An 11379-nucleotide genomic window follows, 5' to 3' on the forward strand; every position below is an offset into this window, starting at 1 on the left:
CTATAACTATATTATTAAACTGCTTGTTTTTGACGAGCAATAAAACGACTTAAACGGTCAGCAAGTTCAAAACTACCATGTTTAAATAAAGCTCGAATACCCTGCTCGGTACTTTCAAAAATCAAGCACTCAATTGCAAAACCGCCCTCTTCATCTTCTAAATGTAGTGCCAAATCACGTGGATGATCATTTACAAAATTAAGCTGCGAAACATCATCCATTTTTAAATACATACCGAAGAAAGTAACATCAACAATTGTTACAGGTACCTGCACATCACACTCTCGGTGAGTCAGTTGAGTTTTTGGCTGCAAAACCCGAACTCGCTCTTCACCACGGCGTTCCATGTTTTGCATTTGTTCACGTGTCATAGGAATAATACCATCCAGATGCTGGATAGATTCACCTTTCAAGAATGAAGTAAACAAACTCATGGTTTCTTTACGACGCTGCAACTGAGGTACATGATCTGCATTTGCGATCAGTGCAAATTCCATGTCAGGGCATTGCAACGCAAAGTTCGCATTTTCATGAGGCAAAGTAAAGCTGTCGTATTGCCCTGCTGCAATCAACGTTTTGCACTCTGGAATAGGCACATCCGTTAAACGCAAAAGACGATTACAGTTAATTTCATAACGTTCTCGCTCAGTGCCCGTAAACTCAGCCATTTGTCTAAAAAATAATTTTTTTGCTGTTGGTGACATACGAGTTTTATCTAATTTTGCATGATTAACTAAATACAAAATTACAGCTTGCCCAAACTCTTCCATGCGGTTTTCTTGCATGAGTTTGAGCGACTCTTCCAAAATCATTCGCCAACTTTTACGAGTCTTTTGCATAACCCCCATCAAGATCATACGATCCATCAAATCTGGGCGGTGATGAGCAAAACAAGAAGCAATGACTGAGCCCAAGGACATTCCCATGACAGAAACTTTTTGTATTCCAACGATATCTAACCAACGTCCTAACATTTCAGATAAATCAGGCAGTTCTAAAGTACCTGCAGATACTCCTGTGTCGCGATTGGTAATTTGCTGATTTGCACCCATCGAAGGTAAATCGATTAAAATAACCGGACCACTTTCAAATAATTGTTCAACACAATATTTATAAGAATTAAAATTCTGGAAAGCACCGCCCACAATCACAATTGGCGTATTGTGAATCGTTTTTGGATCGGCAATTGCCATATATTCAATTTTCCAGCCGTCGATCCATGTTGTACGAGCAGGTCGTTTAAAACTATCTCTATGGTAGATATCGAAAAAGCCAAAACCGGCATAAGCTTGGTTGATCTCCGAATCCATTTGAATAATGGAATTCATATCCTTGCTTCCTCCTTGCTGTAATTTTTTTATGCTGCAAGAGTTCCTTCTTGAACACGTAATCTTTTATGCACAAATCTTTAAAATTTGTATTTGTTTGTATTGCACAATAACATTCTAAACAATTGTCTGAAATATACGCAATCGCTGAATTGACCGCTCATCCTGTTTAAGCCGCTAATAGTTTGCAAAATATTTAAATGTTTTTTTATAGCGGTCACATTTTTGAAAAAAAGCCATTCATTGTTCCGCATTTGACTGCTACTATCGTAGTCATTGGTAAATGATTAAAAAATGCTATGCAAGATTCAATTGAACAATATATGCAAAAAGTTGGGCAACAAGCACGCGAGGCTTCTCGTGTCCTCACAAGTGCTTCTACCTCACTAAAAAATCATGCGCTCTCTGCTATTTATACTGCTTTAGAAAATAATCAGGCAGCTATTTTGGCAGCGAATCAAATCGACATGGATAAAGGTCGTAGCAACCAGCTCGACAGCGCCCTGCTTGATCGTCTTGAGCTTACACCTGCACGTATTAAAGGCATGTTGCAAGGTTTAAAAGATGTGATTGCACTTGTCGATCCTATTGGGGAAATTACTGATCTTGCATATCGCCCCACAGGCATTCAAATTGGAAAAATGCGTGTACCTTTAGGTGTCGTTGGTATGATTTACGAATCACGTCCAAACGTAACCCTTGAAGCTGCATCTTTAGCGATTAAATCGGGCAATGCCATTATTTTACGTGGTGGTTCAGAAGCACTTGAGTCAAATAAAGCAATCGCAGAAGCGATTAAACATGGCTTAAAAGTTGCTGGTTTACCTGAACATTCAGTACAAGTCATTGAAACCACTGACCGTGCAGCTGTTGGTCAGCTTATTACCATGGCTGAATATGTAGATGTCATTGTTCCACGTGGTGGCAAAAGCTTAATTGAGCGTGTAACCAACGAAGCGCGTATTCCTGTCATTAAACATCTTGATGGTAACTGCCATGTATTCGTTGAAGCACAGGCAGACTTGCAAAAAGCATTACCAATTACATTAAATGCCAAAACACATCGTTATGGCGTTTGTAATGCGATGGAAACCTTGCTGGTTGATGAAAAAATTGCAGACGTTTTCTTACCGCACATTGCTGAACTGTATGCTGAAAAACAAGTTGAGTTACGTGGCTGTCCAGAAACACGCCGCATTTTGGGTGCCTCTGTAAAACCTGCGACAGAAGAAGATTGGTACACCGAATATTTAGGGCCAATTCTTGCAGTTAAAGTAGTGAGCGGGATTGATGAAGCAATTGACCATATCAACAAATATGGTTCACATCATACCGATGCAATTGTGACTGAAAACTACACTTTAGCTCGTCAGTTCTTGGCTCGTGTAGATTCAAGCTCAGTCGTAATCAATGCATCAACTCGTTTTGCTGATGGTTTTGAATATGGCTTAGGTGCCGAAATTGGTATCTCCACCGATAAAATCCATGCCCGCGGCCCAGTGGGTTTAGAAGGCTTAACTTCACAAAAATGGATTGTGTTAGGTGACGGACAAATTCGCCAATAATTAAATTTATTAGTTCAAATAAAAACGCCTGATCAATTTCAGGCGTTTTTTATTACTCGAGTTATGAGTCACTATAAAAAAGCCAGCCCGAAGGGTGGCTTTTTGTTCGTATATTTATTAGAAAATAAAGTCCGTATTCACAAATTTAGAATAGTGCTCAGACACCATAGAAGCCAACATGCCCTTACTGTCATCTGTCTGTTTAGCAGCAATCATTGAACGGATCGAGAATGCACGAAGCGCATCATGCACAGACAATGTACCTTCCGCAGAATCTTTACGACCACCAAATGGGAACACATCAGGGCCGCGCTGACATTGACAGTTGATGTTCACACGACAAACCTGATGAACTAGCGGATCAACCAAGTGACCAATTTGCTCAGGGTCACTACCAAAAATACTTACCTGCTGACCATGATCAGAAGTAGTGACATAGTCCAGCACAGTTTCAATGTCATCATAAACAGAGACTGGTATCACTGGACCAAACTGTTCTTCGCGATACAACCTCATCCCCTCAGTCACTGGATAAACTACAGCTGGATAGAACATCGTTTTGCAGAATTCACCGCCTTCCGGATTAACTACTTTTGCCCCTTTAGCCACGGCATCCTCAATGACTTCGGTCATGTAGGTCGTACGGTGCATACCTGGTAACGGAGTAATAAACACACCTTTTTCCCAAGGCATCCCTACTTTAAGTTTAGCCAGTTCAGCCGTTAAGCGGCTAACAAACTCATCGGCTATTGAGCGATGTACCATCAACATTTTGAGTGCGGTACAACGCTGGCCATTAAACGACAATGCACCCAACAGACACTCTTTCACTGTTAGATCTAAGTCGGCATCCGGCAGAATAATGGCTGCATTCTTCGCATCCAGCCCCAAAATCGCACGCAGACGGTGAGATTTAGGATGTTGCTTCTTCAAATGATCAGCTACTTTACTAGAACCAATCAGCGCCAATACATTAATTTGCCCAGATGCCAGTAGATGGGGTACCACTAGAGAGCCTGGCGCATAAATAGTATTGATCACACCTTTTGGAAATGAATCACGGAATGCTTCAAGCAACGGTTCAAACAACAAGGTCCCAAATTGAGGTGGTTTAAAAATGATGGTATTACCCATCAGCATGGCTGGGATCAGAGTCGCAAAGGTTTCGTTCAGCGGGTAATTGTATGGTCCCATACACAGCACGACACCTAGTGGAGTACGACGGATTTGACCAATCGTACCTTCAGCCATGACAAAGCGAGAGTTGGCATTATCCAAATCTTTCAAAGCATCAATCGTTTGACGCATGTAGGTAATTGTACGGTCAAACTCTTTTTCTGAATCCGCCAAGCTTTTGCCAATTTCCCACATGATCAACTTAATAATTAGATCTCGTTGCTCTACCATGCGCTGAATAAAATTTTGCATGCAGGCAATGCGCTCACTCACCTTCATCATTGGCCATTCGCCACGACCATTATTGTAAGCCCGTACCGCTGCCTCTAGTGCTTCATCGCTTTCTTTTTCACCCATGACTGGATAACTACCAAGTTCAACTTGCTGTAGGCTACCGTCAGGCTGCTGAATCCAGATTGGAGATAATGTTTTCTTGGTTGCACCAGCCCATAGCTTCAATTCACCATCCACTAATGAGACACGCTGATGAATTTGGGAGGGTAGACGCACACTTTCAGGAATACTGTCCACTACTGGGAATTTATGCTGTAGATTATTTAACTGATTCATTCTTCTTAATACCTTATTATTCGTATGTCTTTTATATATTCCCGAACTTTCCACTGTAATCAGGTTTTATTCGGGTCAATATCACTATTATTATCCGTACTCACCTTGCTTGAACCGTTAACCACAAGGTGAATATCTTAAAGCGTTGATAACTTTTCTAGATGAATTTACCCCCGACACACACTATCAGTCACCCCTAGCTTCTGGATGACTTGTTCAATGATCTGTTCTGGTGTGAGAGCAATATCAATAGCAATAGCTTCATTCACATCAGGTTCCTCTAATGTGTCTAGCTGTGTTTGTAGCAACGCTGGGTCAAAAAAATGACCTGATCTTTCTGCAAGTCGTTGCTGTAATAACTCATAAGAACCTTTTAAGTAGACAAACTTAACATTCTGGTCCTGCCCTCTTAAAATATCGCGATACATCCGCTTTAAAGATGAGCATGTAAATACAGCCGTTTCACCATCTCTCTGTTTGGTTTCAATGACCTGACGAATTGCTTGTAACCATGGCAAGCGGTCTTCATCAGTTAAGGGAATGCCTTGACTCATCTTACTTTTATTTGCAGCTGAATGAAGCGTATCGCCATCAAGGAACTCACAAGCCAAACGCTCTGATAACAATTCACCAATTAGGGTTTTACCTGTTCCACAGACACCCATTGCAATCACAATCATGGATTACTCACCTTTAATTATAAAATAGTGCTAAGCAGTAGCGTGAAAGATAAACCCAACACCGAAATGATCGTTTCTAATACTGACCAAGTCTTGAGTGTCTGACCTACTGTCATACCAAAATATTCTTTGATTAACCAGAATCCTGCGTCATTTACATGTGAGAAAACTAATGAACCTGAACCTGTGGCAAGTACCAAAAGTTCTGGTCTAACCGCAACACCTGCTGTTGCTGCAATTGGAGCCACAATGCTACAAGCTGTAGCCATGGCAACCGTTGCCGATCCTGTTGCCAACCGAATTAATGCCGCAACGAACCAGCCCAACAATAACGGCGATAAATTTGCCTTCAAAGCTGTAGAAACAATCTCATTAGAAATACCGGTGTCACGCAAAATGCCGCCAAAACCACCACCAGCACCTACAATCAACATAATCCCAGCAATAGAAGCTAAACATCCGCCACAGAATTTTTCAATTTGTTCACGGTTAAAGCCCTGCATCGTACCGAAAGTAATAAAGCTGACCAATACTGCAATGAGCAATGCGATATCAGAAGTACCGATGAAACGTAGCAAGTCGTTTGCGAAAGTTTGTGGTGCAAAGAAAAGATCAGCCCAACTACCGATTAACATCAATACAACCGGCAACATGATCGTAAATAAGGTAATACCAAAACTTGGTAATTCACGTGTCTTACTAGCATCTGCTTCAACAAACTGCTTTGCTAAAGGATTATTTTCAGGCAATTTGACGTATTTATTGATCCAAAGTGCATACAATGGCCCAGCGACGATAGCTGTTGGCACACCCACTATCAGACTATAAGCAATCGTTTTACCGATATCAGCATGATAAGCCTGTACTGCCAACAATGCAGCTGGATGTGGTGGAATTAAGCCATGCACAACCGACAAACCTGCAACCATTGGCAAGCCTACAACCAGTAAGGATTTGCCTGTTCGCTTCGCAATGTTGAATGCAATTGGAATGAGTAGAACGAAACCAACTTCGAAAAATACGGGAAGCCCAACAATAAGGGCAATAAACATCATGGCCCAGTGAATATTTTTCTCACCAAACCATTTAATGAGGGTAATCGCTATTCGCTCTGCGCCACCCGACTCAGCCATCATTTTGCCGAGCATCGTTCCTAATGCGATTACAATCGCAAGGTGGCCTAGGGTTTTACCAGTACCAGCTTCATATGACTTAACAATATCGCCCATTGGCATGCCAACAGCTAAAGCTAAACCAAGTGAAACAATAATGAGAACCAGAAATGGATAAATTCTAAACTTCGCGATCATGACCACTAAAGCAATAATCGCGATTACAGTGTAGATCAGTAACATACCACCCTGAACCGTCTCCATGGGACACTTCTCCTTGGAATAATTATTTAGGCACACTGCCTAAACAAAGGTCTTCAACCACAGTAATTCCTACTGTTAAGACATTAAATTTTTATATTTAGGTGTGACCAACACAAACTGGTCACATCAATACAGCCTTTAAAGCACATAAAATGCACTTCATTTTTTATAAATATCGACTACATCTACGGTGCTCTCAACTGGCTCGCAATTTGTGCCAAGCGAGTAATTTCAGCCCAGTCTTGTGCAGCTACAGTAGCTTTAGGTGTTAACCATGAACCACCTACACAAACCACGTTGGGTTGCTTTAAGAAATCCGGTGCTGACTCTGCAGTAATTCCGCCAGTCGGACAAAAACGTAAGTTTGGAAATGGACCATAAAATGCTTTTAGCATCTCAACGCCACCTGCCTGTTGAGCGGGAAAGAATTTTACAATGTCATAACCCAATTCAATTGCCTGAATCAGGTCACTTGGTGTCATCACACCAGGCAATAGAGGTAAGCCTGCATCTTGTGCAGCCAAATGTAAATCTTTAGTTAAACCAGGAGATACACCAAATTGAGCACCTGCTTTTTTAGCTTGAGCACAATGTTCTGGTTTAGTAATCGTACCTACACCGACCACAATGTCATCTGCCAACTGGCTTGCACGCTCAATAGCAGCAAGACCAGCAGCGGTACGTAACGTAATCTCAAGGACTTTTACACCACCCGCATGTAAAGCACGTGATACATCCTCACCTTGCTCAGCAGAATCAAATGCCAATACGGGAATGACTGGACCTAATTTGACGATATCTTCAATTTTAATCATTATTTTTCAGTTCCTTTGATTCAAATCTGCTCTGGTGAATTTTCACCAACCAATGCACCAAATACAGATGCCCCATGTTCAGCTGGCGCAGCAGCAGCACGGAAAACACCAAATAATTCACGGCCAAAGCCAACTTCGTTTTCTGCCTGATGTTCTGGCTGTGCAACAGGTCGTGACCGCCATACATCGTCATCTATTTCAACATCGAGCACGCCAGCCTCAGCATCAATGATTAACATATCCCCTGTTTGAACTTTAGCAATCGGCCCATTTAATAAGGCTTCTGGAGATAAATGAATCACCGCAGGAACTTTGCCTGAAGCACCGGACATACGACCATCAGTCACTAAAGCAACATGGAAACCTTGATCTTGTAAAACACCTAACACAGGCGTCAAACGATGCAATTCAGGCATACCATTTGCACGAGCACCTTGGAAACGAACAACTGCAATAAAGTCTCGGTGCAACTCACCACGATCAAACGCAGCTTGCACCGCTTCTTGTGAATCAAACACAATTGCTGGTGCTTTAACTTTACGATGTTCTGGCGCGACAGCAGAAATCTTGATTACGCCACGGCCAAGACGGCCTTGCATTAAGCGCAAGCCACCATCTGGTTGAAACGGCGCGTCAATACTACGTAAAACTTTGTCATCAAGGCTCTGAACCACACCATCAACCCAAGTCAGTTTGCCATCAATCAGTTTTGGTTCTTTGGTGTAATGGTGCAAGCCTTTACCAGCCACTGTGGTTACGTCGTTATGCAATAAACCAGCTTCAAGTAAGTTACGAATGAGGAAAGCCACTCCACCCGCAGCTTGGAAATGGTTTACATCAGCCTTACCATTTGGATAGATTTTTGCAAGCAATGGAACAACAGCAGACAACTCATCAAAGTCGTCCCAGTCAATCAAGATGCCAGCTGCACGAGCAATCGCAATTAAATGCAAAGTATGGTTGGTTGAACCACCTGTCGCAAGCAATGCCACGATGCCATTGATAATGGCTTTTTCATCAATCACATGACCAATCGGCGTATAGTTTCCGCGCTCAACTGTTAAATCCAGTACACGAATCGCAGCTTCTGCGGTAAGGGCATCACGTAATGGTGTGTGAGGATGGACAAATGCGGCACTTGGCAAATGTAAGCCCATGACTTCCATTAGCATCTGGTTACTGTTGGCTGTACCGTAAAAAGTACAAGTCCCTTGTCCGTGATAAGCAGCTGACTCAGCTTCTAGCAAAGCATCTCGGCCAACCTGACCCGTTGCAAATTGCTGACGAATTTTAGCTTTCTCATCGTTAGATAACCCACTGGTCATTGGGCCGGCTGGCACAAAAATAGTAGGCAAATAACCAAACTGCAAAGCACCAATCAGTAAGCCTGGCACAATCTTGTCGCAAACACCTAGACACAGTGCTGCGTCAAACATGTTATGAGACAACGCAATTGCGGTACTCATCGCAATAGTTTCACGAGAAAACAATGACAGTTCCATGCCAGCATTACCTTGGGTAATACCGTCACACATCGCAGGAACACCACCTGCAAACTGTGCCACGCCACCATTCTCACGAGCGGCTGTTTTAATTAAATCTGGAAATGTTTTATAAGGTGCATGTGCCGAAAGCATTTCGTTATATGAAGATACGATGCCAATATTTGGCTCACGACCTACTTTAATAATTAATTTTTCATTATCGTCCATGCTGGCAAAACCATGAGCCAGATTGGCACATGAAAGTGCTCCACGAGCAGGAAATTTGCCTTGTGCATGTTCAATACGTTGTAAATATGCAGAACGAGTTTTTTGACTACGTGCGATTACACGCTCGGTAACTTTTGCCAATATAGGGTTCGGCAAGTCCATGCTGGACGCTCCTGTACAACCGGATAAGCCGGAATATAAAAATAGACCAAATGATATATTTCTTATAATCATTTGAAAAAGGATGAACAATATTATTCAGGCAAAAAGCGACATGCAACCCCAATCAATATAGCTGTAATAGCCTCAGCACAAGCTTTAAAGGCCCAACAAGCTTATATTTTAGACAAAATACTTATTAATATTTAGGTATATTTACACGCAAACCAAACCTCAAAAAATACGGTAAAATTATCGCAATATCAATATAATGAAATACATTCAACCATATATAGATAATGGTCTTTTCATACGAATTCTTAGCACTTATAAAACTATATTTAGTACTTTTTAATTCTCTTAAATTTCATTCAAACTTAATTTCACTTACGTATATTATTTGTAATATATGCTTAAAATTTAATTTAAAGAGATAACCCACCTATTCAATAAACGATTGATCCTTGGCATTTACCTGCCCTATTTTATTTGAATTTATTCTTCATAAATATAAACAAAAAACTCGTTTCTACGTATATAAAAAAACAAGAAACACGTGGTTAAGTTTTATACTGACCGAATATTAGTTATAAATAATTTGATGGTCGATAGTGCTTAAGTCTAATGGGCTAAAGTCTATCTTGGACAGAAAAACAACACATGTTAAAACATGATAGCCCGTTCAATCTGTATCAAAAAATAATACATCTTGAACAGGAAGTTAGGAAAACTATTTTAAATCAGGACTTGGGTATTTCAACGTGGCTACATCAGTATTAGTTATCAATTGCGGCTCTTCATCAATTAAATACGCATTAGTTTCAGAGCGTCGTGAAGACCGTATTTACGGGTTAGCAGAAAACTTAGGGGCAGCTGATGCTCGTATTAAGGGGATTACAGTCGGTGGTGAACCGCTTGAACTTTCAATTCCCTATGCTGACCATGCCAAAGCTTTAGAAACTTTACTTGCACGTCTTGCCAACTATAAACCGCAAGCAATCGGACATCGTGTTGTACACGGTGGTAGTTTAACCAAAGCAGAATTACTCACTCCTGAAATTATTGAACGTATTCGTGCTGCGACACCTTTAGCACCGCTTCACAACCCAGCACACTTAATTGGTATTGACGCAACCGTACGCCTTTTTCCTGAATTACCTCAAGTTGCAGTATTCGACACAGCATTCCATCAAACTATGCCACCGCATGCATATCGTTATGCAATTCCTAAGTTTTTATATACTGACCACAACGTCCGCCGTTATGGCTTCCATGGTACAAGCCATGCTTATGTGTCTGATAAAGCGAGTGAGCTGGCAGGTAACCTGAAAAAAGGTGGATGGTTAACAGCCCATCTAGGAAACGGTAGTTCAACTTGCGCAGTATGGAATGGTCAAAGTGTTGACACCTCTATGGGCCTTACTCCACTTGAAGGTGTGGTGATGGGAACACGCAGTGGTGATGTTGATCCAAGCTTACATAGCTTCCTTGCGAAAAACCTCGGTTGGGACTTAGCAAAAATTGATAAGGTTTTAAATAACGAAAGTGGCTTACTAGGCTTATCACAACTATCTAATGACATGCGCACAGTGATTGAAGCTGCCGAAAATGGCAATGAAGATGCCGCTCTTGCAATCGAAGTCTTTAGTTATCGCCTTGCAAAATCACTTGCAGCCTTAAGCTGTGGTTTACCAACATTAGACGGCTTAATCTTCACTGGTGGTATTGGTGAGAACTCAGCCTATATTCGTGAAAAAACCTTAGCGTATTTACCTCATTTTGGTTTGCAGCTTGATAAAGATCAAAACAACAACCTAAAACGTGGCACTGAAGGACGAATCGACAATGGAACAGGGCCTCAAATTTGGGTCATTCCTACAGATGAAGAGGGCCGTATTGCTAAAGAAACTCGTCAAGTTGTTGAGGCAGCAGAAAATACAGCATCTGTAGCAAGCCTTGCTTAATTAGAGCTTAGCTAAAACTCGATATTCGTTTATT

The 11379-nt window shown here is 41.5% G+C and carries 9 protein-coding genes; 3 read left to right on the plus strand and 6 right to left on the minus strand.

Features of this window, described 5'->3' with window-relative positions; translation table 11 throughout:
- Positions 1-14: 14 nt before the first annotated feature.
- On the minus strand, positions 15-1328 hold the full coding sequence (locus KTI78_RS07530) for an alpha/beta fold hydrolase (protein WP_224992306.1): 1314 nt from the start codon (positions 1326-1328) through the stop codon (positions 15-17).
- Between the two features lie 299 nt (positions 1329-1627).
- On the opposite strand from KTI78_RS07530, the gene KTI78_RS07535 reads away from it, so the two are divergent.
- Positions 1628-2893: a glutamate-5-semialdehyde dehydrogenase gene (locus KTI78_RS07535; protein ID WP_016142250.1), complete on the plus strand. Its 1266-nt coding sequence runs from the start codon at positions 1628-1630 to the stop codon at positions 2891-2893.
- Positions 2894-3010: 117 nt separating this feature from the next.
- Here the strand turns inward: KTI78_RS07535 and KTI78_RS07540 are convergent, their stop codons facing one another.
- The 5 genes from KTI78_RS07540 to edd form a co-directional block, all read right to left on the minus strand.
- Entirely contained in the window at positions 3011-4639 is a 1629-nt protein-coding gene (locus tag KTI78_RS07540) for an NADP-dependent glyceraldehyde-3-phosphate dehydrogenase (protein WP_224992307.1), read from the minus strand.
- Positions 4640-4806: 167 nt separating this feature from the next.
- Positions 4807-5319 (minus strand): gluconokinase, encoded by a 513-nt coding sequence (locus tag KTI78_RS07545; RefSeq protein ID WP_009390752.1) that lies wholly within the window; start codon positions 5317-5319, stop codon positions 4807-4809.
- Between the two features lie 17 nt (positions 5320-5336).
- Positions 5337-6695, minus strand: coding sequence for a gluconate:H+ symporter (locus tag KTI78_RS07550; protein ID WP_016142252.1), 1359 nt, complete (start codon positions 6693-6695; stop codon positions 5337-5339).
- A gap of 185 nt (positions 6696-6880) precedes the next feature.
- On the minus strand, positions 6881-7510 hold the full coding sequence (gene eda, locus KTI78_RS07555) for a bifunctional 4-hydroxy-2-oxoglutarate aldolase/2-dehydro-3-deoxy-phosphogluconate aldolase (protein WP_016142253.1): 630 nt from the start codon (positions 7508-7510) through the stop codon (positions 6881-6883).
- A 20-nt stretch (positions 7511-7530) separates the two neighbouring features.
- Positions 7531-9384: a phosphogluconate dehydratase gene (gene edd, locus KTI78_RS07560; protein ID WP_239974857.1), complete on the minus strand. Its 1854-nt coding sequence runs from the start codon at positions 9382-9384 to the stop codon at positions 7531-7533.
- 657 nt (positions 9385-10041) lie between these two features.
- Between edd and KTI78_RS07565 the strand changes: the two genes are divergently transcribed.
- Positions 10042-10161, plus strand: coding sequence for a hypothetical protein (locus KTI78_RS07565; RefSeq protein WP_080649515.1), 120 nt, complete (start codon positions 10042-10044; stop codon positions 10159-10161).
- Positions 10143-11345: an acetate/propionate family kinase gene (locus KTI78_RS07570; protein WP_182003074.1), complete on the plus strand. Its 1203-nt coding sequence runs from the start codon at positions 10143-10145 to the stop codon at positions 11343-11345. The genes KTI78_RS07565 and KTI78_RS07570 overlap by 19 nt, the downstream gene beginning before the upstream one ends.
- Positions 11346-11379 lie beyond the last annotated feature (34 nt).

Origin of the sequence: Acinetobacter sp. WU_MDCI_Abxe161 (genome assembly GCF_025514355.1) — a bacterium.
Taxonomy (GTDB): domain Bacteria; phylum Pseudomonadota; class Gammaproteobacteria; order Pseudomonadales; family Moraxellaceae; genus Acinetobacter; species Acinetobacter pittii_E.